Origin of the sequence: Micromonospora sp. NPDC049101, from assembly GCF_040648675.1 — a bacterium.
Taxonomy (GTDB): Bacteria; Actinomycetota; Actinomycetes; order Mycobacteriales; family Micromonosporaceae; genus Micromonospora.
Window position 1 is genome coordinate 91,799 of the sequence record NZ_JBEZED010000023.1, and the last position, 22,253, is coordinate 114,051.

Consider the following 22,253-nt stretch of genomic DNA (forward strand, 5'->3'; position numbering starts at 1 on the left):
CCACCGTGTGCCGGTCCACAGTGCTGACCGTCGCCGTGCCTGGGGAGGCCCTTCATGAAGCTGCCGCGTTCCATCGCGGGCTGGACCATCGCGGTCTTCGGCGTGTTGGCGCTGGTGATGGGTGCGGTCGGGCTGCTCTGGCCGGAGGGGCAGTTGCGCATGCTCGGGCTTGAGGTCCCCCAGACGCGTGCCGTCGGTGACTACACCGGCACGTTCCTGGTGGCGTCCTCGATGGCGGCGTTCAACATGGGGGTCTACTACCTGCTCGCCACGATCACCGAGTGGCGGGCGTTCTACCGGTTCACCGTGGTCTTCCGACTTGTCACGTTCACCGTCTTCACCATCGCCGTGCTCTCCGACATCGCTCCGGGCGGGTTCTTCGGGGTGGCGGCCTGGGAGGGCCTGGGAGCCCTGGCCACCGCCGTCGGCCTGCGTCTGGACGCCCGGCGGGGAGCGTCGGCCGGTGGAGACGTCTCGTCCGACGGTGCCGGGACGGTTGCCCGGTCCGCGGAGGGTACCGGTCCGGCCGGTGCCGCTCCGGCGGACGCGGTGCGCTGAGTCGCCGGCCGGGTTGGGTATTTTCGAGCGGTGACCGACACTCCGACCGGCGGCCTGCCGGTGCCGATCGTGCCAGGTCTGACCGATTTGCGGGTCTTTGCCCGAGGTGGGTACGCGACCGTCTACCAGGCCACCCAGATCTCGGTGGGTCGCGAGGTCGCCGTCAAGGTGGAGAACCGGACGCTGGACAGCGAGCGGGATCAGGCCCGCTTCCTGCGCGAGGCGCGGGCGGCCGGACGGATGTCGTCACACCCGCACGTGGTGGACCTCTTCGACGTCGGGGTCACCGTCGACCAGCACCCCTACCTGATCATGGAGCTCTGCGACGGCTCGTACGCCGAACGGATGCGGACCTCGCCGCTCGACCCGGTGGAGGCCCGTGACCTCGGCATCAAGATCGCCGATGCGCTGGCCCACTCGCACGCGGCCGGGGTGCTGCACCGAGACGTGAAACCAGCGAACATCCTGCACTCGCCCTTCAACTCGGCGGTGCTCGCCGACTTCGGGCTGGCCGTGCTCGCCGAGCACCGGGACGCCTCGGTGACCCTGGAGGTGCTCACCCCGGCGTACGCGCCGCCGGAGATGTTCAGCCACAGCCCGCCGTCACCGGCCGTCGACGTGTACGCGCTCTGCGCCACCCTCTACGCGGTGATGCACGGTCGGCCGCCCCGCTGGCAGTCCGAGCGCAACCCGAGCCTGGTCACCGTCCTGGAGATGTTCAACCAGCCGCTCCCCGCCCTGCCGGGTGTCCCGGACGAGCTGATCGACGTGCTGCGCGCCGGCATGGCCAACGACCCGGCCGAGCGGCCCTCCGCCCTCGAACTGCACGACCTGCTCGTCAACCTGCCGCTCGGTCCACCGTCGGCCCCGGTCAGCGGCGCGCCGGTCAGCGGTGGCGCGACCCGCCCCGGCCCGTACGCGGCCAGCAAACCGGCACCCCGACCGCCCATCGAGGACACCCAGCGGGTGCTCCCCGGTGGCAGGCGCTGGCGGCGCTGGTTCCTCGGCGGTGCCGGCGTGCTCGCGCTCGCCGGCTCGGCGACCGCCGGGGCCTGGTTCGCCGACCACGGGTCGACGCCCATCCCGAACCCGACGGTCAGCCAGGTCGCCGCACCGGCGACCGGGCCGCTGCCGGGCTGCACGACCGGCCCCGGTACGCCCACCGCCCTGCCCGAGGGCGCCCGGTGCCTGCCCGAGCTGGAGTGCTTCGGTCCGATGCGGATTCGCGGCAACCGCGCCGAGGCGGTTCGGTTGTCCTGCACCGGTCGGCACACCTGGGAGACGTACGCCGAGGGGATCCTGCCGGTGTCCCTGGTCGGCGCCGCCTACGACGACGTGGTCACCGCCGCGCCGGTGCGACAGGTGTGCAGCGCCACGACGTTCCGGGTGACCACCGGGATCGCCGAGCCGAGCGGCTGGCACCTGGAGGTGCTCCCGCCGGTCGACGGCAGCATCGACCGGACCTACCGGTGCCTGGCCGGGCGGGGCGTGGACGCGCTCGCCGCGCCCACTCTCACCGACCGCTGACGCCGTCCGACCCGCGTCGCCGGTCCCGCACCGCCCGCAGGGCGTCCCGACTGTCCAGGGCGTCGAGGGTGTCCGCGTCGATCCCGTACGGCATCAGCTCGGCCGGCCCGGTGGTCGCCGGCCGGTCCTCCGGCTCCGGACCGTCGGCCTGCCGGGCAGCGGAGAAGGCGACCCCGGCGACCATGGTGAGCAGGACGCAGAGCAGGGCGAGGACCACGCCGAGAAGATCCTGTCGGCGCCAGACGACGAGCAGGGCCAGCGGCGCGAGGGCCCCCAGCGCCGCGAGCACCGCCACCGTCCGCGCATCGGGCCTGGACAATCGACTCACCCGTCCAGCATGTCGTGACATCGGCGGCTGTCAACCGGAGAGCCGGTCGCCGCGCCGGTCGACCGGTCCGTCCGACGTGCCCGGTCGGCATCGCTACGCAGAAGCTTTGGGTCGCTACCCTGGGTGTTCCGCAGGCTGGTCCGTCAGCGAGGTCATCCATGAACGTGCGCAGTTCCCGATCCCGGCTCCGCTCGGTCGCGACGACACTGGCGGTCGCCCTCACCCTCACCCTGGCAGCCGCCGCCGGCTGCGACAGCCGGCGGGAACCCGACCTGCCGTCCGTGCAGCAGAAGATCCGTGAGTCGCACATCTACCGGCAGTCACAGCTGCGCATCGGCGTCGCCACCAAGGAACCGCTGATGGGCGACCTGCGCAACGGTCAGCACGTCGGCTTCGACGTCGAGATCGGCAGGTACATCGCCGCCTCCCTCGGCTACGAGGGCGAGCAGCGGCTGGAGTTCGTGTCGGTGGCCACCGAGAGTCGGATCCCGGCGTTGCAGGGCGGCACTGTCGACCTCGTGGTGTCCAGCTTCTCCATGACCGAGGAGCGCGAAAAGCTTGTCAGCTTCGCCGGCCCGTACTTCGTGACCACGCAGGAGGTGATGGTGCCAGTCCGTCTCAAGGACAAGATCCGCACCATCGAGGACCTGCGCGAGCCGGCCTACAAGGTCTGCACCAGCGGCGGTTCCACCACCGAGGCCGAGCTGGAGAAGCACGGGGTCAAGACGTTCGTGGTGAAGGACGTCAAGGACTGCGTCGACGGCATTCGCGGCGGCCGCTATGACGCGGTCAGCTCGGACGAGACGATCCTCGCCGGATTCCTGGCCACCTACCCCAAGGAGTTCGAGGTCGTGGACATGCCCTTCGGCACCAGCGAGCTGCTGGGCATCGGCGTGCCGATCGGCGACCCCGCCCTGCGTGACCTGGTCGCGTACTTCCTGCAGAAGAGCTACGAGCAGGGCCGCAACGGGCAGGCGAGCCCCTGGCAGAGCGCGTACAACCGCACCCTGGGCCCGTGGCTGAACGTGGAGAAACGCCAGCCCCAGCCGCTGAAGGTGCCGAAGCTTGTCGACTTCGACGACAAGGCGCCCTCGACGTGAGCACGGCGCCGACCGCGACCGGCGCCGACGGCCCGGTGCCGCCACCCCGCGCGTCCGTGCCGGGCGCCGAGGTGTCGCCGGCCTTCGCCGGTACGGCCGCGGCCGTACCGGCTGCTGGTGCCGATCCTGCCGGCTGGCCGGTCGGCGTGCCGGTCGCCGCACCAGCCGACCCGGTCATCGCCGAGGTCGAGCCCGGGCGGGTCCGTTGGGATCCGGCCGAGCGGCGGGCCCGCGCCAGCCAGTCCTTCTGGACCGCGCTGGTGGGCGTACCGGCGATCTTCTCGGTGCTCCGCCTCGGGGTGGAGGCGGGCGGCGAGCTGCAGACGACGCTGCTGCTGGTGGCCAACGTCGGGCCGGTCAACCTGCTCGCCGGCTTCCTGACCACGGCGGCTCGGCTGCTCTCCACCGGAATGGTCGCCGTCTTCGCGCTCGGGGCGGTGCTGGCCGTCGGTGCGGACCGGCTGCCACCGGGGACCCGCCGGCGTCCGCTCTTCGCCCGCTGGGCCGACCTCACCCCGGCCTGGGTGGTGCTGGCCAGCTTCCTGCTCGCCCTGATCACCTGGCCGTTGCTCTACCTGCCGCTGCTGCTGCCGGCCTTCGCGGCCGCGTTTCAGCTCCGCCCCGGGCGGCTGCACGAACAGGTGGTGCCCCGGCTGCTCATGATCGTCGCGCTGCTCGCCGGGTACGCCTGGCTGCTGCTGCCCACGCTGCGCGACGCCGGTAGGCAGGGGGAGCTGTTGGTGCTGGCGCTTCTCGCGGTACCACCGCTGCTGGCCCTGTTCGTCGCGGGGCCGTTGCCCGGTCTGGTGATCCGACCGCTGGCATCGGTGACCGAGGTGGCGGTGCTGGCCATGCTGGTCTGGGCCGCGGTGCCGGTGATCAGCACACCGGTGCTGCCGCTGACGGTCACGACCGTGGGCGTGGAGAGCGGACCCACCGAGGACGTACGCGGGCACGTGATCACCACCGACGACGTCAACATGGTGATCCTCCAGGAGCGGGGTGGCGTGCGGTACGTGCCTGTCGATCTGGTCCGCGCGCAGGTGCTCTGCCCGAGCGAGGAGGAGTTGCCCCGGTACCGGCTGCGCATCCGCGACTTCCACGTGGAGGACTCGCTGCTGGAGGGCATGGGCCGCCGGGTCCGCCCGGTGCACCGCATCGACGCCGCCTGCCGGATCCCGGACTGATGTCGTCCAGGGTCCCCGCATATACAGTCCGACTGTATATGCTGCGAGGATGGCTAAGGCTTCCCTGCATGAATCGACCTATCTGATCCTCACCGCGCTCATCGACGCCCCACGGCACGGATACGCCATCCTCGACGAGGTCCGCCGGATCTCCGACGGGCGTGTCGACCTGCGCGCCGGCACCCTCTACGCGGCGCTGGACCGGCTGCGTACCGAGGGCCTCGTCGACATCGAGCGCGAGGAGCAGGTGCAGTCCAGGTTGCGCCGCTACTACCGACTCACCGCCGCCGGGGTGCAACGCCTGGCCGAGGAGTCGGCACGCCTGCGGAGCAACGCCGACGCGGCGAGCGTGCGGCTGCGTCGTGCCGGCCTCATCGTCGAGGGCGGTGCGGCGTGACGTTGCACCAGGTCTACCGGCGGCTGCTGGCCTGCTATCCGCGTGCGTACCGGCGGCAGTACGAGGACGAGATGATCGGGGTGTTGCTGGACGACGCCGCGCCGGGCCAGCGCAGGCCCGCCGCACGGGACGTGTCCGCCCTGCTCGGTGGGGCGTTTCGGGCGCACGTACGCCAGGTTGGCGCCCGGTTGTCGGTCGACGCGTGGCGGGACGCGGCGCAGGTGCTGGGCCTGATCGCCGCGCTGCTGCTGTTCGTGCGCGCCGCGCGCGTTCCGGTGCTGCACCTCAGCATGTACGCGCAGAGCTATCCGGACGGGATCGGTGAACCGTTCGTCCTCTGGCCGGGTGGTCCCCTGGCGGCGCTCTGGCTCGTCGTGGCGGTGTTCGCCGCACTCGGGTGGGGGCGGGTGGCGGCTGCGATCGCCGTCGGCGGCGCGGCGTACGAGGTGGTTCGGGTCGCCGAGGCATACGGGCAGTATTCGACGGTCCGCAACCTCTGGCCCGCCGTGCTCGCCGCGATGGTCCCGTTGGCACTCGCCCTCCGCGCTCCCCGTTCCGTAACGGCTGTCCTCGCCCGCTGGCGGCTCGGCACACTCGCGGCGGCGACGGTGGTGAGCGTCGGTGCTCCGAGCATCGCCATGCTGACCGGCGCCGACGACTCGACGTCGCCCATCTACGGCACGTGGATCTTCACGGTCGGCGTCGGCCGGGTCGAGGCGATCCTGCTGACCGCGGGATACCTGCTCTTCGCCCTCGTCATCCTGTCGACGCCGACGGTGCTCCGACTGCGCCTGCTCGCGCTCGTCGTCCCGGTGGGCGTCACGCTGCTGCTCACCCGGGTGGGGCTCGGGACCACGGGCACCTACCTCGAACGGTCCACCCACGACGGTGTCCTCGACGCGCTCACCTGGGCGCAGTGGTCGACCCTGGCACTGATGCCCGCGTTGCTCTTCGCGGTGACCGTGGCCATCCTGCACCACCGCGAGCGTCCGCGCTCGGAGCCGGCGTAGGCAGGGAACGGGCGGTGGGTGATCGACTCGGTTTTCCTGAAGTCGGGGCATCGTTGGGCCTCGGACACCCCGGATTCAAGGAGACCGAGTCGATCACCGGGCGGGCCGGACGGTCGGCGGCGTCAGTAGGACTTGTCCTGGCCGAGGACGTGCTGGGCCACGAAGTTGAGGATCATCTCTCGACTGACCGGGGCGATCCGGCCGGCCCGGACCGCGCCGAGCAGGGTCGCCACCCCGTACTCGGTGGTCATGCCGGCCCCGCCGAGCACCTGCACGGCGGTGTCCACGGCGAGCGCGGCGGCCTCCCCGGCCGCGTACTTGGCCATGTTGCCGGCCACCCCGGCCTCCAGGTCGCGGCCCGCGTCGTACAGGGTGGCGGCCTTCTGGATCATGAGTCGGGCCAGCTCCACCTGCACCGCCGCGTGTGCCAGCGGATGTGACACGCCCTGGTGGGAGCCGATGCTGCGGCCACCCCAGACCTTGCGGGTGGCGGTGTACCCGCTGGCCCGCTCGATGGCGTACCGGCCGGTGCCGGCACCCATCGCGGCCACCGTGATCCGCTCCGGGTTGAGCCCGGCGAAGAGCGCCGGCAGGCCGGCGTCCAGCGACTCGCCGAGCAACGCGTCGGCGGGCACGCGCACGTCGTCCAGGTAGAGCAGGAACTGGTTCTCCGGGGACACGATCTCCATGTCCAGCTTGGAGCGGGTCAGCCCGGCGGCGTCGGTCGGCACGAGGAACAGCGCCGGCTTCAGCCGCTGCCCAGCGGCGTCCCCTGAACCGGCCGGGCCGTCCTCGACGGCGACACGGGCCACCACCAGCACGTGGCCGGCCTCGTCGACGCCGGAGATGTAGCACTTGCGTCCGTTGAGCAGCCAGCCGTCGCCGTCGCGGCGGGCCACCGTGCCGAGCCGGTGGAAGTTGGAACCGGCCTCCGGCTCGGTGATCGCGAAGACGATCTTCTGGGAGCCGTCGGCGAGGCCGGGCAGGTGCCGCTTGCGCTGCTCCTCGGTGCCGTGCCGGGTGAGCACGGTGCCCGCGATCGCGGGGGAGACCACCAGCAGCAGCAGGGGACAGCCGGCGGCGGCCAACTCCTCGCAGACGATGGCCAGCTCGGTGATGCCGCCGCCACCGCCGCCGTACTCGGTGGGGATGTTGACCCCCAGGTAGCCGAGCCGTCCCGCCTCCGCCCACAGCTCGGTGGTGTGTTCGCCGGCCTTCGCCTTCTCGACGAAGTAGCCGTGGCCGTAGCGGCGGCCCAACGCCCGCACGGCGTCGCGCAACTGGTCCTGCTCAGGGGTGAGGTCGAAGGTCATCAGGCGTCCTCTTCTTCGATAACGGCCAGCACGGCACCCGTGCGCACCTGACCACCGGCCGGCACCGGCAACTCGGCGACCACGCCGTCGGTCGGGGCGAGCACGGGATGTTCCAGCTTCATCGCTTCCAGGGTGAGCAGCGGATCGCCGGCCGCGACCCGCTGGCCGACCTCGACGTGCACCCGGGTCACCGCGCCGGGCAGCGGCGCGAGCAGCGACCCGGCCGCCACCTCCGCCGTGGGCAGCGGGAGACGCGGCAGTTCGACCAGGCTCGCCGCCCCCACCGGGCCGTCCACGAAGACCTCGGACCCCACCCGGTGTACGCGCAACTGCCAGCGGCTCTCCAGCACGGTGAGCACCACCCGGTCCGGGGTGGCCTCCTCCAACCGGGCCGGGATCTCGCCGGCCGGATCCGTCGACCACTCGGCGAGGCTGCCATCCCGGTCCAACCGGTAGCGAACCTCGAGCTCCTGCCCGGCCCGGTCGGCGTACCGGGCCACCTGCGGAAACGCCGGCACGTTGCGCCAACCCGAGGGGAGCCCGGCGAGCACGGGGGCGGTCGCCCGCCGCGCGGCGGCCGAAGCGAGCGCGGCGGCCAGCGCCGCCACCGACAGCAGGTCGGCGGGCAGCAGTGGGGCGAAGACCTCCGCATGTCGGTCGAGGAAGCCGGTGTCGACCTCCAGCGCGCCGAAATCCGGGCTGCGCAGCACCCGCACCAGCAGATCCCGGTTGGTGGCCACGCCGTGCAGTTCGGCCCGCGCGAGCGCGCCGGCCAACGCCCGGGCCGCCTCGGCGCGGGTCGGCGCCCACGCGATCAGCTTGGCCAGCATCGAGTCGTAGTGCACGCTCACGGTCGAGCCGTCCAGCACGCCGGAATCCAGGCGCAGGCCCTTCGTCGGCGTGAACTCGCCGGACAACCCGGGGATCGCGAACCGGTGCAGGGTGCCGGTGGCCGGGCGGAAGTTCTGGGCCGGGTCCTCGGCGCAGAGCCGCACCTCGATCGCGTGGCCGTCGGCCGGCGGAGTCGTCGTGAGCGGTAGCGGCTCGCCCTCCGCGACCAGCAGTTGCAGCCGGACCAGGTCCAGCCCGGTGACCGCCTCGGTGACCGGGTGCTCGACCTGGAGACGGGTGTTCATCTCCAGGAAGTGGAACTGTCCGTCGGGGGCGAGCAGGAACTCGACAGTGCCGGCGCCCACGTAGTCGACGGCACGGCCGGCGGCCACCGCCGCCTCGTGCAGGCGGGCCCGCAGCTCCGGGGCCAGGACCGCGGGAGCCTCCTCGACGATCTTCTGGTGCCGGCGCTGGATCGAGCAGTCGCGCGCCCCGAGGGCCACCACCGTGCCGTGGGTGTCGCCGAAGATCTGCACCTCGACGTGCCGGCCGCGCTCGACGTACCGCTCCACGAAGACCGTGCCGTCGCCGAACGCCGCAGCCGCCTCGCGGCGCGCGGAAGCGACGGCCTCGGCGAGCCCGTCCGGGTCGCGGACCACCCGCATGCCCCGGCCGCCGCCACCCGCGGCGGCCTTGACCAGCACCGGGTAATCGGTGACCTGGTCGGTCTCGGTCCAGGTGGGCAGCATCGGCACGCCCACGTCGGCGAGCAGCGCCTTGGCGGCCACCTTGTCGCCCATCGCGGCGATCACCTTGGCCGGCGGGCCGACCCAGGTCAGCCCGGCGTGGTCGGCGACCCGCGTCGCGAACTCGGCGTTCTCGGCGAGGAAGCCGTAGCCGGGGTGCACGGCGTCCGCGCCGGACCGGCGGGCCGCCCGCAGGATCTGCGCCATGTCCAGGTACGTCTCGGCGGGCGTGTTCCCGGGCAGGTGCACGGCCAGGTCGGCCTCGGCGACGAACGGCGCGTCGGCGTCCGCGTCGGAGTACACCGCGATGGTGGTGATGCCCAGGGTCCGGCAGGTGGCAAAGATCCGACGGGCGATCTCGCCCCGGTTGGCGACGAGAAGTCTGGTGATCACAGTTTTAACCCCTCACATCCGGAAGACGCCGAAACCATCGGCGCCCCGCACCGGTCCGTTGTGGATCGCCGAGAGGCAGAACCCGAGGACGGTACGGGTGTCCCGAGGATCGATCACCCCGTCGTCGTAGAGCCGGCCGGACAGGAAGAGCGCGCCGGACTGCGACTCGATCTGCTGCTCGACCATCATCCGCATCGCCGTGTCGGACTCCTCGTCGAAGGAGCGCCCCCGGGCGGCGGCGGCCTGCCGGGCCACGATGGACAGCACCCCCGCGAGCTGCGCCGGGCCCATCACCGCCGACTTCGCGTTCGGCCAGGTGAACAGGAACCTCGGCTCGTACGCCCGGCCGCACATGCCGTAGTTGCCGGCCCCGTACGAGGCGCCCAGGTTGACCGTCAGGTGCGGCACCGTCGAGTTGGACACCGCATTGATCATCAGTGCGCCGTGCTTGATGATGCCGCGCTGCTCGTACTCCGTGCCGACCATGTAACCGGTGGTGTTCTGGAGGAAGACCAACGGGGTGTCGGAGGCGTTCGCGAGCTGGATGAACTGGGCCGCCTTCTGCGCCTCCGCGCTGAACAGCACCCCCCGGGCGTTGGCCAGCACGCCCACCGGGTAGCCGTGCAGTTCGCCCCAGCCGGTGACCAACGCGTCCCCGTACGCCGGCTTGAACTCGTCGAAGTCGCTGCCGTCCAGGATCCGGGCCAGCACCTCGCGCGGGTCGAACGGCACCTTCAGGTCGGCGCTGACGATGCCGAGCAGATCCTCCGGGTCGTACTTCGGTGGTTGCGGCACCGCCGTGCGCGGCGACGGGCCCTGCTTGCGCCAGTTGAGCCGACGTACGCACCGCCGGGCCAGCCGGATGCCGTCCCGCTCGTCCTCGGCCAGGTAGTCGGCCAGCCCGGACGTGCCGGCGTGCATCGCGGCCCCACCCAGCGACTCGTCGTCGGTGACCTCACCGGTGGCCATCCGCACCAGCGGCGGCCCGGCCAGGTAGACCTGTGACCGGTCCCGAATCATGATCACGTGGTCGGACATCCCCGGCACGTACGCGCCACCGGCCGTGGCGTTGCCGAAGACCACGCTGACCGTGGGGATGCCCGCCGCCGAGAGCCGGGTCAGATCGCGGAATACCCGCCCACCCGGAATGAAGATCTCCGCCTGGCTGGGCAGGTCCGCCCCGGCCGACTCGACCAGATTGACCATCGGCAGCCGATTGGCCAGGGCGATCTCACCGGCCCGCCGGGTCTTGGCGAGGGACCACGGGTTGACCGCACCGCCGCGTACCGTCGGGTCGTTGGCGACGATCAGACACTCCACGCCCTCGACCACCCCGATGCCGGTGACGACGCTGGCCCCGACCGGAAAGTCGGTGCCGTACGCGGCGACCGGCGACAACTCCAGGAACGGGCTGTCCGCGTCCACCAGCAGCTCGATCCGCTCGCGGGGGAGCAGCTTGCCGCGTTCGTGGTGCCGGGCCACGTACTTCTCGCCACCGCCGGCTCGCGCCTGGTCCAGCGCGGCATCCAGCTCGGCCAGGCGTTCCAGCAGTGCCGTCCGGTTCGCCACGTACCCGGGCGCCGCCGGGTCGATCGCGCTGTCCAGAATGCTCACAGGCCCATGCCCTTCGCGATGATCTCGTTCATGATCTCGGTGGTGCCGCCGCCGATGCCGAGGATCCGGGCATCGCGGTAGTGCCGCTCCACCTCCGCGTCGCGCAGGTAGCCGAAGCCACCGTGCAGTTGCAACGCCTGGTCGACGACCTGGTCGCAGGCGGCCACCGCCACGTTCTTGGCCATCGCCACCTCGGTCACCACCGGCTCGCCTGCGACTGCTCCGGGTCGCGGCGCGGCGTCAGACGCGCCGAGCTGGAGTGGTCGAGCCACCCGGGTGGCCACCTCGTGCACGTACGACCGGGCCACCTCCGCCCGGGTGTGCATCTCGGCCAACCGGTGCCGGACCACCTGTCGGCTGGCCAGCGGACGCCCGAAGGTCTCCCGGTCCCGGCACCAGCGCGTCGCCAGCTCGACGCAGCGCTGCGCGGTCGCGTACGCCTGGGTCGCCAGCGACAGCCGTTCCGCCGCGAAGTGCTGCATGATCGCCAGGAAGCCGGTGTTCTCCGCGCCGATCCGGTTGGCGACCGGCACCCGCACGTCGACGAACGACAGCTCGGCGGTGTCCGAGCAGTGCCAGCCCAGCTTCTCCAACCGGCGTCCCACGGTGAACCCGGGCAGCCCCTTGTCGATGACCAGCAGGGTCAGCTCGCCGCTGCCGGGAAAGCCGGTGCAGACCGCCGTGGTGACGAAGTCGGCCCGGTGCCCACTGGTGATGTACGCCTTCGACCCGTTCACCACGTAGTGGTCGCCGTCGCGGCGGGCGGTCGTGCGGATGCCGGCCACGTCGGAGCCGCCGTCCGGCTCGGTGATGGCCAGGGCGCCGATCATCGTGCCGGCCAGGGTGGGCCGCACGTACCGCTCGATCAGACCGTCGTCGCCCGGGGACGCGGTGCCGCCGAGCCGGCCGCCCAGCGAGCCACCGGAGCGGGCACCGGCCGCCGCCACCATGTGCGGCAACGCGATGCCGTGCGTGAACAGGGCCGCCACCAGACCGGACGAGCCGCCGGAGCGGATCACCTCCTCGGTCACGATGATCGAGTCGAGCAGGTCACCGCCGCTGCCGCCGACCGACTCCGGAAAGCCGACGCCGAGCAGGCCGAGCTTCGCGGCGCTCGCGTGCAGCGCCCGGGGCACCTCGCCGGCCCGCTCCCAGTCGTCCAGGTGCGGCAGCACCTCCCGGGTCACGAACGAGCGGGTCAGCTCGCGCAGTTGCCGCCGCTCCGGCGTGTCCACGATGCTCACGGCGCGACCAGCCCACTCCGCGCGTTCACGGCGCCACCGCGGCGGGTAGGTCGACGATCCGGGCGCGCAGCAGCTCGCCGAGCGCCTTGGCCTGCGGATCGAAGCGGGTGGACGCGGCCACCCCCGCCCCGAGCAGTCCCTCGATCACGAAGTTGAGCGCGCGCAGGTTCGGCAACTCGTAGCGCCGCACCGACAACGGCGCGGTCTCCGGCAACAGCGTGGCCAACCGCTCGACGGTCAACCAGGTGCGCAGCCACGCGTACCCGGCGTCGGTTCGCGCCCAGACACCGAGGTTGGCGTCCCCACCCTTGTCCCCGGAGCGTGCGCCGACCACCTCGCCGAGCGCCCCGCGCCGGGTCGGACCATCGACCGCCGCGGCGCCGTACGGGACAGTCCCGTCCGCGGCGGCGGCATCGGCGGCGGTGCGGATCGGCGGGGCGATCGGCACCCGCTCACCGCCGGGCAGTACCGCGACGTGCGCCACCGCGGTCTGCGGCACCGCGTCGGCGGTGAAGACGCCGTACGGTGTCGCGTCGCCCGGCAGGGTGGTCAGCGTGCAGCCCGGGTAGGAGGCTAGCGCCAACTCCACCGCGGCGGCCGAGAAGGCCCGTCCGGCCCGCCCCCGGTCGCCGTCGCGCAGGTGTACGTGCAGCAGCGCGCTGGCGGCCTCGGTGTCGGCGGCGTCGGCGTGGTCGGTCCGGGCCAGTGTGAACTCCAACCCGTCCTTGCCCACCGCCTCCTCGACCTGCCCCCGGACCAGTGCGGACTTCGCCTCGATGTCGAGCCCGCAGAGGACGAACGTCATTGAGTTGCGGAAACCGCCGAGGTTGTTGACGCCGACCTTGAGCGTGGCCGGCGGCGGCGTACCCCGGACACCGGAGACCCGCACCCGGTCCGGCCCGTCGGGGCGCAGTGTCACCGTGTCCAGTCGGGTCACCACGTCCGGCCCCAGGTACGCCGGCCCCCCGATCTCGTAGAGCAGCTGGGCGGTGACCGTCTCCACGGTGACCGCACCACCGGTGCCGGCATGCTTGGTGAGCACCGTCGAACCATCGGCGTGCACCTCGGCGATCGGAAATCCGGGTCGGTGCCCGCCGTCGGGCAGCTCCGTGAAGAAGCTGAAGTTGCCACCGGTGACCTGTGCGCCGCACTCGACGAGGTGCCCCGCGACTGTCGCCCCGGCCAGCTCGTCGAGGTCGTCGCGGCTCCACCCGTACCGGGCGATGGCCGGACCGACGACCAGCGAGGCGTCGGTGACCCGACCGGTGACCACCACGTCCGCCCCGCCGTCGAGGCAGGCCGCGATGCCGAACGCGCCGAGGTAGGCGTTCGCGCTCAACGCGTCCGGCCGCTGGATGGTGTCGCCCTCGACGTACCCGATCCGGGCCGGCAGGCCGAGCCGGGCGGCGAGTGCGGTGATGGCGGCGGCCAGGCCTGCCGGGTTCAACCCGCCGGCGTTCGTCACGATCCGCACCCCGCGCTCCAGCGCGGTGCCGAGGCACGTCTCCAGTTGACGCAGGAACGTCTTCGCGTAGCCCAGGTCGGGGTCGCGCAGCCGGTCCCGGGCGAGGATCAGCATGGTCAGCTCGGCCAGGTAGTCACCGGTCAGCACGTCCAGCTCACCGCCGTCGAGCATCTCCCGCCAGGCGGTGAACCGGTCGCCGTAGAAGCCGGAGGCGTTGCCGATCCGGATCATGCCGGCACTCCGTGTCGGCCGGTCGGCTGCCGGCCGCCACCCGGCGGCCCGGCGAACGCCTGCGCCACGTCCAGCCACTCGTCGGCGACCGGCCCGGTGGCGACCAGGGCGAGGTCCGCGCGGTGTCGGCGCTGGGTGACCAGCAGGCAGAAGTCCAGGGCGGGCCCGCTCAGCCGGTCGGCGGCGTCCGCCGGCCCCCAGGCCCAGATGTCGCCGCCGGGCCCGACCAGCTCGACCCGGACCGGCGTCGTCGGGATGTCCCGGCCGTGGGCGGCGAAGCCGTGCCCGAGGGTACGCACACCGAGGTGCGCGACGTGCCGGAGCCGGTCGCTGGCCGGCCGGACGACGCCGAGCGCGTCGGCCACGTCCACACCATGTGCCCAGGTCTCCATGATCCGGGCGGTCACCATCGAGGTGGCCGACATCCGGGTGCCGAACCACTGCAGTTTCTCGCCGGTCGGGACGGCGGCCAGCGCGTCGGCGAGCGCCGTCCGGCCGGCCCGCCAACGGGCGAGCAGCTCCGCGGGCGGGGCGAGGAACTCCTCGGCACCGGCGTCGGCCATTCGGGTCACGTCCGGCGCGGCCGTCACCGTCGCGAGGAACGCCTCGGGGTCGGTGGCTGCCAGCAGCGACACCTGGTCGGTCCAGGCGAGGTGGGCGATCTGGTGCCCGATGCTCCAGCCCGGCGCGAGGGTCGGTCGGGCCCAGTCGACCGCCGGTAGCGGCGCCACCAGGCTGTCCAGTTGCGCGGACTCGGCGGCCAGGTCCGCGAGCAGGTCGGTCTGGTCGACCATGGGTGCCTCCGGTCGGTCTTGGCCGGCGCGGCCAGCGGTCAGGGCGTGAGCAGGGTGGCGAGTTGACGCTTCCAGGTGCTCAGCAGTGCGGTGCGGCGGGTCGAGTCGTCGTTGAGCAGGTTGGCCACCCCGAGCCCGCGGAGCAGGTCGAGGGTGGCCTGCACCGCCTCTCGGACCCCGGGGCGGCGCTCGTCGACGCCGAGCAGGGTGACGGTGAGCCGATGCATCTCCCGGCCGACGGTGGCCTCCAGCGGCACCAGGGCGTCCCGTAGTTCGCGATCGGTGCGGGCAGCGACCCAGAGCTCCAGAGCCGCCACGAACAGCGGCCCGGTGAACGCCACGCCGAGCAGGTCGATCACCCGGTCCAGCCGCTGTGGGCCGGCCGGCAGTGCCTCGGCCTCCACCCGCAACTCGTCGGCCCGGCGCTCGGCGAGATGTGCCACGGCGGCTGTCACCAGCGCGGCCTTGGTCGGGTAGTGGTGCAACTGGGCGCCGCGCGAGACCCCGGCCCGGGCCGCGACGACGGTGGTGGTGGTGCCGGACCAGCCATGCTCGACCAGGCAGTCGACTGTCGCCTCCAGCAGGCGGGCCTGGGTGGCCCGGCTGCGCTCCTGCTGAGGGACACGCGTCGATGTGGTGGACACGGGAACAGCCTGCGCCCTCCGAAACAAACAGTCAAGACTGACTTTTTCTGGCTGCCGTTCCCTCTCGTCGCCGACACGCCCGTGCCACAGCGGTCAGCGGCGACTGTCCTGGTTGCGGAGGTTGTTCTGGTTTGAGCCGGACGAGGTAGCGGTACGCCGAACGATCGGCTTGAATCGGGTCCGCATGGCTGTGGGCGCGCTGGCAGAGACGCGGGGGACGAACGGTCAATGGCGAACGATCAGTACACCGACGGCACCGCACCTGACCCGGCGACCGCCGGTTCGGCTGCCGAGTTCGTGGCCCAGATGCGCGCGCTGCGGCAGTGGTCCGGGTTGACCATTCGACAGGTGTCGAAGAGGGCGCGGGACGCCGGCGACGTGCTCCCACACAGCACCCTGAACACCGCCCTGGGCCGGGCCCACCTGCCGAGGGAGACGCTTGTCGCGGCGTTCGTCCGTGCCTGCGGAGGCGATCAGGCCACGGTGGACCACTGGGTCGCGGCGCGCAAGGTGCTTGCCGCGGCCACCGCCGGTCAGCCCGAGCCGGTCACCGTCGCCGCCGACCCGGGCATGGCCGATGCCGACTCGTTCGTCGACGAGCCGAGGGTCCGCCCGCCGTGGGGGTTGCTCGACGCGGTTCCACCCCTGCCGGCCGAGCTGGCGTCGGAACCCGGTTGGGGGCTCGACGGCCCGACGCCGCCGGCAGCCGAGACCGCGGATCGCACCGGCGAACCGGCGGCCGGTGGGCAGCCCGTCGCCGCCACGGCGGCTGCCGGCGCGCTCGTTGCGGGGGTGCGGGGTGCGGGTGGGCAGCCTGTCGCGGATGCGCGGGGTGCCGCCGACCGGCTTGTCGCCGCCACGGCGAGCATCGGCGCGTCGCACGGGTCGGTCGCGGCCGGGCCGAGTCCGGTTGTCGCGGGCGAGCGCTCGCCGGGTGACGAGTCCGCCCTGAGCCGCGAGCCCGACCCGGCGGGCGGGCGGCCCGAGCCGGCCGCCGACGAGTCGACGCCGACCGAGGACCAGCCGGTCCGTCCCCTGCTGTACGCCGATGGGCCGCTGGCGACCGCCGTGAAGGGCCGGCGCAACAACGCCTGGGCGGGGTTGCACCGCAAACGTGCCCCGAACGTCGACGCTGCCGCCGCGCCACTGCGGCTGCGGGACTTCGTGCCGCCGCTGGCCTTCCGGTTCGGCCGGCCGACACGCGCACTCCTCGGCGTACTGGTGCTGCTGCTGATCGTGGTGGCCGGTGGCATCGTGATCCGGACCCTGCGCGATCCCGACGCCGGGGACGGTCCCCCGCCGGTGCTCGCCGAGCCGACGGCCAGCCTCGACGTCGACGTGCAGTTGCCACCCGCCGACGCTGGCGCGCCGACATCCAGCCCGAGCCCGAGCCTGAGCCCGCCCCCGACCAGCGCCGCGCCGGCGGTCACCAGCCCCGCGCAGAGTGCACCCAGGTCGAGTGCACCCAGGTCGAGCGCACCCCAGGCGGCGCAGACGAAGGCGGCCGCCACGCTGCCCGCCGCGGGGCAGTACCGGATGATGCCGGCAGCCACCGTCGGGCAGTCGTACTGCGTGGGCGTGGGTCCGGAGCCGGGGAACGACCGCCCGGAGGTGGCGACGCTCGTTTCCTGTGCCCAGGCCGAGCCGGCCACCAGCGAGCTGCGGAAGGTCGGCTCGAACACGTACCAGATCTACTGGGCACACCCGTCCGGAGGTGGTGGCTGCCTGCAGGTCGACCCCGACCCGAGCGGCGAACCGTCGACCGTCGACGGGCAGTTGGTGGCACCACGCAGCTACTGCAACCGCCCGGACCAACGTTTCATCCTCGAACCGGTCCAGGCGAGCGGGGGCCAGGGTTACCGGCTGCACGCCACGACCGCACCGAACAGGTGCATCGGTCCGATCGGCGGCGGCCGGGCCGCGGGCACGGCCATCGCCCAGGTGTCGTGCTCCAGCGACAACATGCAGGTATTCCTTTTCAGGTGATGCACTCCGGCCAGCCACTCGGACGTCCCGGTTGGTGGTCGTGGTCGGTCGAGGCGATGCCCCGCGAAGAACGACCATGGGCTGCTCCTGACCGCCTGTTCCCGCCCTACTTGCCACCGGTCTTCTTGGCGCCCTTGTCGGTGTCCGCGGTCTTCTTGGTGGTGGTGGTCTTCTTGGGCGTGGTCTTGTTGCCGGTGGTGGTCTTCTTGGTGGTGGGTCCGTTGTTGGTGTTGCGGGCGTTCTGTTCGCGGAGTTTGCGGGTGCGTTCGGTGACGCAGGTGTCGTAGCCGCCGCATTCCTTGCGGGCCTGGAGGTAGGCGGGGTCGTTGTTGGATTGGTTGGCGCGTTTGGTGCTGGTGGTGGTCTTCTTGGTGTCGGTCTTTTTGGTGGTGGTGGTCTTGTTGGGCGTGGTCTTGTTGCCGGTGGTGGTTCTCTTGGTGCTGGGCTCGTTGTTGGTGTTGCGGGCGTTCTGTTCGCGGAGTTTGCGGGTGCGTTCGGTGACGCAGGTGTCGTAGCCGCCGCATTCCTTGCGGGCCTGGAGGTAGGCGGGGTCGTTGTTGGATTGGTTGGCGCGCTTGGTGCTGGTGGTGGTCTTCTTGGTGTCGGTCTTCTTGGTGGTGGTGGTCTTCTTGGGCGTGGTCTTGTTGCCGGTGGTGGTCTTCTTGGTGCTGGGTCCGTTGTTGGTGTTGCGGGCGTTCTGTTCGCGGAGTTTGCGGGTGCGTTCGGTGACGCAGGTGTCGTAGCCGCCGCATTCCTTGCGGGCTTGGAGGTATGCGGGGTCGTTGTTGGATCGGTCGGTCTGCTTCTTGAGCTTGGTGTTCAGCTCGCGGAGTTTGCGGGTGCGTTCGGTGACGCAGGTGTCGTAGCCGCCGCATTCCTTGCGGGCTTGGAGGTAGGCGGGGTCGTTGTTGGATCGGTCGGTCTGCTTCTTGAGCTTGGTGTTCAGCTCGCGGAGCTTGCGGGTGCGATCCGTGACACAGGTGTCGTAGCCGCCGCATTCCCGCTGGGCCTGGAGGTAGTTGCGGTCGTTCCTGGACCGCTTCGCGATGTTCTCGGCCTCCTCGTACTTGATCAGCGCCGGCCCGATCCGCAGGGCCTCGGTCTGCCGGAAGCCCTTCGAGCTGTCGAAGTCACGCCTGGTCTTCTCCCACGGGCTGCGCTCCGGATACTCGCGGTAGTCGTCGATGATGCGCTGGCGCAGCGCCGGATCCTCCATGGCGCGGTGCAGCAGCTTCTCGTCCTCCACCTGGCCGTGCTTGCGGATCTCGTCGGCGATGCCCTGGCCGATCAGCTCGCCGGCCCCGCTGTCGACCCGCGGGCCGCGCCGCCCGAGCACCGAGGACCATGGACGCGTCACCTTCGGGCCGGCGGACTGGAGTCCCTTCGGCGCGGTCCTGGTCGCGCCGGTCGGTGGCTTGTTCGGCCCCTTCGGGCGACGGGCCGTGGTGCCGGAGGTGTCGCCGTCGTCGCCCCTGCGACGGTCATAGTCGGCCTTCTCCGCCTCGGCCTCGGCCAGTTCCTTCTGGACGGCGTCGCGCTTCTTCGCCAGCTCCTTCTTGGCGCCCGGCAGAGCACCCCTCCGCTCGGCCTTGGCGATTTTTCCGTCCAGATCCTTGAGCGTGTTCCGCAGCCGTTTGACGTTCCCGTCGTAGTCGGGCTTGCTGGGCGTCGCATCGCGGAGGCTGCGACGGTTGTTGGCCACGTCCTTCCGCATCTTCGGCAACTTGGCCGCTGCCTTGGCCCGTTGCTTCGGCGAGCGGGTGGTGTCCGTCGCGATCTCCGTCAGCCTCTTCAGCTTTCGTTCGCTTCTCTCAAGCTTCTTCCTCTGGGCCGTAAGGCGCTTCTGCGCCTTGCGGTAGACCGCCTCGCCGTCTTGGAGCAGGGGGTAGAGGTCCTTCAGACTGAAGCCGGTCTTGCCCTCCGCCACCCACCCCTGGACCCGGTTGATGACCTGGTCCGCGATGATCTTCTTCATGTAGTTCGGGTCGTCCGGGGTCGGTGAGCCCAGGGCCGAGATGTCGTAACCGAGTTGCGCGAGCATCCGACGGGCTCGCGACATCGCGTTGCGGGATTCGGCCGGATCCGGTGTCGGGCTGGCCGCCGCCGGGCGCTCGTCCGGTTCTCCGGGGGCAGCCGACGCCGCCGGCGCCGGGGCGACAAGCATGAGGCTCGCCGCGACGGCGACCACCGCGACAAGCGGCACCAGCCAACCGCGCCCCACCACCGCCCACCGCGCCAACAGCCAGCCGGTCCGCGGGGAACGGCATCCCGCACGCGTGGTACCCATCACTGCCCTCCAAACCTTCGCCTGCCACGGTCACCCGCCGCCCAGGGCGGCCGGCCCGGATCACGACCGGGCCGGTGGGCGCCGACATCGCGGCCGGCGCTCACTCGTTCCATGACAGCCGTCCCCACCACGTCCGGGAAGAGCGGCCGCAGGTCGGGACAGTCCCGGACAGGGTCCGGCGCAAGAGGTAGCCGGGTCAGACCCGGCCTCAGCGGCCGTCGCGGGGAGCGAAGACGGCGAGCGCCTCGGCGTCACCGTGCCGGGATCGCAGGTATTCGTCGGCCCACTCGGCGGCGTCCGGGAAGGTCGAGTCGGCTGCCACCCGGGCGCAGGCGGCGTCGACGTCGAAGCGGGTACGGCGAAGCTGCACGCCGGGTCCGAGCAGCGCCCAGTACGCCCCCGCGCCGCCGTACGGCATGCCGATGCTGCCCGGGTTGACGACCAGACGTCGGTCGACCAGCCGGGTGAAGGGCATGTGGGTGTGGCCGCAGACCACTGTCGTCACCTCGGCCGGCACCGCGGCGAACACCTCCGCCCAGCGCCCCATCCGGGTGTCGACGAGAACGACCTCCTCGTCGTCGCGGGGGGTGGCGTGGCAGAAGAGCACCGGGCCCAGGCCGTCGATCTCCAGGGTCACCGTCAGCGGGAGTGCGGCCAGCCGATCCACCTGGTCGTCGCGAAGCTGTTCGGCGGCCCAGTTCGACACCTCGATGGAGGCGGGGCGGCCGGCGCGGGCCTCGACGAGTTCCCGGTCGGCGTTGCCGCCCACCCAGCAGATCCGGTCGCCGAGATCAGCGAGCAGGTCCAGCACCTCGACCGGTTGTGGACCGGCCGCGATGTCCCCGGTGAGCACGATCAGATCGGCGGCGGCGACGTCCGGCTCGGCCAGCACGGCCTCCAGCGCGGGCAGCACCGCGTGGATGTCGGAGAGGACAGCAACCCGGTTCGGCATCCGCTCACCCTGGTTGCTGGCGCTGCGCCGAGTCCAGCGATTCCGCTACGGGCAGACGGCGAAATCCGGCCCGGTCCGCGTGCCGCGGGCCGGGCCGGAACGTCACGGGCGCCGGGGTGGTAGCCCGGCGCGCCGGATCAGACGCGGGCGCGCCGGGCCAGGCGCTCCGGGTCCAGGATGATGATGCTCTTGCCGTCCAGTCGCAGCCAGCCGCGCGAGGCGAAGTCGGCGAGCGCCTTGTTGACCGTCTCCCGGGAGGCGCCGACGAGCTGGGCGATCTCCTCCTGGGTGAGGTCGTGGGTCACCCGCAGGACGCCACCGTCGCGGGTGCCGAACCGGCCAGCCATCTGGAGCAGGTTCTTGGCGACCCGACCCGGCACGTCCGTGAAGATCAGGTCGGCGAGCGAGTCGTTCGTCCGTCGCAGCCGCCGGGCGAGCACCCGGAGCAGTTGTTCGGCGATCTCCGGGCGGTTGGCCAGCCACGGCCGCAGCGCCTGCTTGCGCAGTCGTACGAGCCGGGTGTCCGTCACCGCGGTGGCGGTCGCCGTACGCGGACCCGGGTCGAAGAGCGACAGCTCACCGACCATGTCCGACGGCCCCATCACCGCGATCAGGTTCTGTCGGCCGTCCGCTGCGCGGCGACCAACCTTGATCTTCCCGGACAGCAGGATATAGAGGCTGTCACCGGGCTCGCCCTCATTGAAAACGATCTCGCCCTTGCGGACCTCGATCGTCTCCATCTCCTTGGCAAGCGCTTCGGCAGCTTCCGGGTCGACACCCTGGAAGATCCCGCTGCGGGCCAGTACCTCGTCCATCGCGCACCTCCGGTTGCGCGTGCCGTCCGTCGGCCGGGGCCGCCGTCCGCTGATCCCCTCGCGCGCCGCCAAGTCTAGGCGCACGTGAGCATGAATCCGAGGTCGCCCCTGGAATCTTGATCGTTGGGCGTAACCTGCCCGACGTGCTAAGCGAGCCAACTCTGACCAGTCGTGTCGAGGACGGGCGGGACACGCCGCTGCTCGTCTGGCGCGCCGACGGGCCCCTGCGGGCGGTCAGCAGTGCCCCGCTCGGCGGGGGGATCGGGGCTCGGCACTGGGTGCTGAACGCGACGGTGTCGATGTCGTACGACCGGGACGACCCGGCCACCCACCTGGCCGCGCTCGCCGCCGGCCTCGCCCTCGACGGGCCGGGCGTCGGTCTGCTGACCGGCGTGGACGTGGCCGAGGTGGTGGCGCGGACCGACACCGGGGTGCGGGCCTGGGCGACGGTCGGGCTCGGCACGCCGGTGCTCGCGGCAGCGCCCGCACCGCCCGCGCTCGCCGAGCGCGTCGGCACGGTCAACATCGTGGTGTACGTGCCGGCCCGGCTCGCCGACTCGGCACTTGTCAACGCGGTGGCCACGGCGACCGAGGCGAAGGCCCAGGCGATCACCGAGCTGGGGCTGCCGGGGACCGGCACGCCTACCGACGCGGTCACCGTGCTCTGCCCGGTCGGCGGGCCGGAGGCCGCGTACGGCGGGCCGCGCTCCACCTGGGGTGCCCCGCTCGCCCGAGCGGTGCACGCCGCGGTGCTCGCCGGGGGTCTCCGGGCGGTCGTGCCCTGGTCAGAGCAGGTGTCCGGCTGAAATTTCGACCGATCGGCTCTCGTCG

Annotated in this window: 19 protein-coding genes; 8 read left to right on the plus strand and 11 right to left on the minus strand. The window is 72.0% G+C overall.

Features of this window, described 5'->3' with window-relative positions; genetic code table 11:
• Positions 1-54: 54 nt before the first annotated feature.
• Positions 55-558 carry a hypothetical protein gene (locus AB0B57_RS26975; protein ID WP_357075486.1) on the plus strand — a complete coding sequence of 168 codons (504 nt, stop codon included), beginning with the start codon at positions 55-57 and terminating at the stop codon, positions 556-558.
• A 30-nt stretch (positions 559-588) separates the two neighbouring features.
• Complete coding sequence (locus AB0B57_RS26980) at positions 589-2,085, plus strand: serine/threonine-protein kinase (RefSeq protein ID WP_357075489.1); 1,497 nt, start codon at positions 589-591, stop codon at positions 2,083-2,085.
• On the opposite strand, the gene AB0B57_RS26985 is transcribed toward AB0B57_RS26980, so the two are convergent.
• Positions 2,072-2,413, minus strand: a complete 342-nt coding sequence (locus AB0B57_RS26985) for a hypothetical protein (RefSeq protein WP_357075492.1) — start codon at positions 2,411-2,413, stop codon at positions 2,072-2,074. The genes AB0B57_RS26980 and AB0B57_RS26985 overlap by 14 nt on opposite strands.
• A gap of 158 nt (positions 2,414-2,571) precedes the next feature.
• On the opposite strand from AB0B57_RS26985, the gene AB0B57_RS26990 reads away from it, so the two are divergent.
• The 4 genes from AB0B57_RS26990 to AB0B57_RS27005 are packed head-to-tail and all read left to right on the plus strand — an operon-like array spanning position 2,572 to position 6,107.
• Positions 2,572-3,513, plus strand: a complete 942-nt coding sequence (locus AB0B57_RS26990; protein WP_357075495.1) for a transporter substrate-binding domain-containing protein — start codon at positions 2,572-2,574, stop codon at positions 3,511-3,513.
• Positions 3,510-4,700, plus strand: a complete 1,191-nt coding sequence (locus tag AB0B57_RS26995; protein WP_357075498.1) for a hypothetical protein — start codon at positions 3,510-3,512, stop codon at positions 4,698-4,700. Before AB0B57_RS26990 ends, AB0B57_RS26995 begins: the two co-directional genes overlap by 4 nt.
• A 49-nt stretch (positions 4,701-4,749) precedes the next feature.
• The gene (locus AB0B57_RS27000; RefSeq protein WP_357075501.1) at positions 4,750-5,097 is read left to right on the plus strand and encodes a PadR family transcriptional regulator; all 348 of its coding nucleotides are present in this window, start codon (positions 4,750-4,752) and stop codon (positions 5,095-5,097) included.
• Positions 5,094-6,107 carry a hypothetical protein gene (locus AB0B57_RS27005; protein WP_357075504.1) on the plus strand — a complete coding sequence of 338 codons (1,014 nt, stop codon included), beginning with the start codon at positions 5,094-5,096 and terminating at the stop codon, positions 6,105-6,107. The genes AB0B57_RS27000 and AB0B57_RS27005 overlap by 4 nt, the downstream gene beginning before the upstream one ends.
• Positions 6,108-6,229: 122 nt before the next feature.
• Here AB0B57_RS27005 and AB0B57_RS27010 read toward each other — a convergent pair whose 3' ends face one another.
• The 7 genes from AB0B57_RS27010 to AB0B57_RS27040 are packed head-to-tail and all read right to left on the minus strand — an operon-like array spanning position 6,230 to position 15,382.
• The gene (locus tag AB0B57_RS27010; RefSeq protein WP_357075506.1) at positions 6,230-7,420 is read right to left on the minus strand and encodes an acyl-CoA dehydrogenase; all 1,191 of its coding nucleotides are present in this window, start codon (positions 7,418-7,420) and stop codon (positions 6,230-6,232) included.
• Positions 7,420-9,390 (minus strand): biotin carboxylase N-terminal domain-containing protein, encoded by a 1,971-nt coding sequence (locus tag AB0B57_RS27015; RefSeq protein WP_357075509.1) that lies wholly within the window; start codon positions 9,388-9,390, stop codon positions 7,420-7,422. The genes AB0B57_RS27010 and AB0B57_RS27015 overlap by 1 nt, the downstream gene beginning before the upstream one ends.
• A gap of 12 nt (positions 9,391-9,402) precedes the next feature.
• Positions 9,403-11,004, minus strand: coding sequence for a carboxyl transferase domain-containing protein (locus tag AB0B57_RS27020; RefSeq protein ID WP_357075512.1), 1,602 nt, complete (start codon positions 11,002-11,004; stop codon positions 9,403-9,405).
• The gene (locus AB0B57_RS27025) at positions 11,001-12,248 is read right to left on the minus strand and encodes an acyl-CoA dehydrogenase family protein (RefSeq protein WP_357075515.1); all 1,248 of its coding nucleotides are present in this window, start codon (positions 12,246-12,248) and stop codon (positions 11,001-11,003) included. The genes AB0B57_RS27020 and AB0B57_RS27025 overlap by 4 nt, the downstream gene beginning before the upstream one ends.
• Positions 12,249-12,273: 25 nt before the next feature.
• Positions 12,274-13,944, minus strand: coding sequence for an acyclic terpene utilization AtuA family protein (locus AB0B57_RS27030; RefSeq protein WP_357075518.1), 1,671 nt, complete (start codon positions 13,942-13,944; stop codon positions 12,274-12,276).
• A complete protein-coding gene (locus AB0B57_RS27035; protein WP_357075521.1) occupies positions 13,941-14,738 on the minus strand; it encodes a TIGR03084 family metal-binding protein in 798 nt (265 codons plus the stop codon). The genes AB0B57_RS27030 and AB0B57_RS27035 overlap by 4 nt, the downstream gene beginning before the upstream one ends.
• 38 nt (positions 14,739-14,776) lie before the next feature.
• Positions 14,777-15,382 (minus strand): TetR/AcrR family transcriptional regulator, encoded by a 606-nt coding sequence (locus AB0B57_RS27040; protein ID WP_357075524.1) that lies wholly within the window; start codon positions 15,380-15,382, stop codon positions 14,777-14,779.
• 228 nt (positions 15,383-15,610) lie between these two features.
• Here AB0B57_RS27040 and AB0B57_RS27045 point away from each other — a divergent pair, with 228 nt between their 5' ends.
• The gene (locus AB0B57_RS27045) at positions 15,611-17,368 is read left to right on the plus strand and encodes a helix-turn-helix domain-containing protein (protein WP_357075527.1); all 1,758 of its coding nucleotides are present in this window, start codon (positions 15,611-15,613) and stop codon (positions 17,366-17,368) included.
• 106 nt (positions 17,369-17,474) lie between these two features.
• Here AB0B57_RS27045 and AB0B57_RS27050 read toward each other — a convergent pair whose 3' ends face one another.
• The 3 genes from AB0B57_RS27050 to AB0B57_RS27060 form a co-directional block, all read right to left on the minus strand.
• Positions 17,475-19,655 carry a hypothetical protein gene (locus tag AB0B57_RS27050; RefSeq protein WP_357075530.1) on the minus strand — a complete coding sequence of 727 codons (2,181 nt, stop codon included), beginning with the start codon at positions 19,653-19,655 and terminating at the stop codon, positions 17,475-17,477.
• Positions 19,656-19,863: 208 nt separating this feature from the next.
• Entirely contained in the window at positions 19,864-20,607 is a 744-nt protein-coding gene (locus AB0B57_RS27055; protein ID WP_357075533.1) for a metallophosphoesterase family protein, read from the minus strand.
• Positions 20,608-20,744: 137 nt separating this feature from the next.
• Positions 20,745-21,422 (minus strand): Crp/Fnr family transcriptional regulator, encoded by a 678-nt coding sequence (locus AB0B57_RS27060; protein WP_110563686.1) that lies wholly within the window; start codon positions 21,420-21,422, stop codon positions 20,745-20,747.
• Between the two features lie 143 nt (positions 21,423-21,565).
• Between AB0B57_RS27060 and AB0B57_RS27065 the strand changes: the two genes are divergently transcribed.
• Positions 21,566-22,228 (plus strand): adenosylcobinamide amidohydrolase, encoded by a 663-nt coding sequence (locus tag AB0B57_RS27065; protein WP_357075536.1) that lies wholly within the window; start codon positions 21,566-21,568, stop codon positions 22,226-22,228.
• Positions 22,229-22,253 lie beyond the last annotated feature (25 nt).

Coding starts and splice junctions, on each gene's coding strand:
- AB0B57_RS27055 (WP_357075533.1), bottom strand. CDS start 20,607: ATGCCGAACCGGGTTGCTGTCCTCTCCGACATCCACGCGGTGCTGCCC.
- AB0B57_RS27050 (WP_357075530.1), bottom strand. CDS start 19,655: ATGGGTACCACGCGTGCGGGATGCCGTTCCCCGCGGACCGGCTGGCTG.
- AB0B57_RS27030 (WP_357075518.1), bottom strand. CDS start 13,944: ATGATCCGGATCGGCAACGCCTCCGGCTTCTACGGCGACCGGTTCACC.
- AB0B57_RS27010 (WP_357075506.1), bottom strand. CDS start 7,420: ATGACCTTCGACCTCACCCCTGAGCAGGACCAGTTGCGCGACGCCGTG.
- AB0B57_RS27000 (WP_357075501.1), top strand. CDS start 4,750: ATGGCTAAGGCTTCCCTGCATGAATCGACCTATCTGATCCTCACCGCG.
- AB0B57_RS26975 (WP_357075486.1), top strand. CDS start 55: ATGAAGCTGCCGCGTTCCATCGCGGGCTGGACCATCGCGGTCTTCGGC.
- AB0B57_RS26990 (WP_357075495.1), top strand. CDS start 2,572: ATGAACGTGCGCAGTTCCCGATCCCGGCTCCGCTCGGTCGCGACGACA.
- AB0B57_RS27060 (WP_110563686.1), bottom strand. CDS start 21,422: ATGGACGAGGTACTGGCCCGCAGCGGGATCTTCCAGGGTGTCGACCCG.
- AB0B57_RS27035 (WP_357075521.1), bottom strand. CDS start 14,738: ATGGTCGACCAGACCGACCTGCTCGCGGACCTGGCCGCCGAGTCCGCG.
- AB0B57_RS27045 (WP_357075527.1), top strand. CDS start 15,611: ATGGCGAACGATCAGTACACCGACGGCACCGCACCTGACCCGGCGACC.